General features: G+C 73.9%; 1 protein-coding gene. It reads left to right on the top strand.

Going from position 1 to position 406, the window contains the following annotated elements:
- Positions 1–254, top strand: a 254-nt coding sequence (locus tag J1M39_RS11045) for a PLD nuclease N-terminal domain-containing protein (RefSeq protein ID WP_206496791.1), incomplete at its 5' end; no start/stop codon positions are given.
- Positions 255–406: the final 152 nt, after the last annotated feature.

Here is a 406-nt window from a genome sequence, read left to right as displayed (position 1 = left end):
AGGACATCCGGCACATGCCCAAGCCGCTGTGGGCGATCCTCGTCCTGCTGTTCCCGCTGGTCGGCTCGATCTCCTGGCTCATCGCCGGCAAGAAGCGGCAGCCCGCCGGCGCGGGCGGCTCCGCCTGGGGCCGGGGCGGCGGCCGGCCGCAGTGGGTCGCCCCGGACGACAACCCGGACTTCCTGAAGTCGCTCGACGAGGACAAGAAGCGGGAGAAGGACCGCGACGCGGACGAGGACCCCAGGACCGACTGACCCTGCCGGGCCCCGGAAACATCCGGGCGCGGCGACTGCCGGTTCCGGCCGCTGACCCTGCCGTACGCACCCCGCCACACTGAGCCACGACGTGGTGGACGGGGGCAGGGGGCGGCGATGCGGCACGGGCCGGTCTTCCGGTGGGTGACGGC

Origin of the sequence: Micrococcus sp. KRD077 (genome assembly GCF_017168505.1) — a bacterium.
Classification (GTDB): domain Bacteria; phylum Actinomycetota; class Actinomycetes; order Actinomycetales; family Micrococcaceae; genus Micrococcus; species Micrococcus luteus.
The sequence above is the reverse complement of the archived record's forward strand: the minus strand, read 5'-3'. Positions and strand labels throughout refer to the sequence as shown.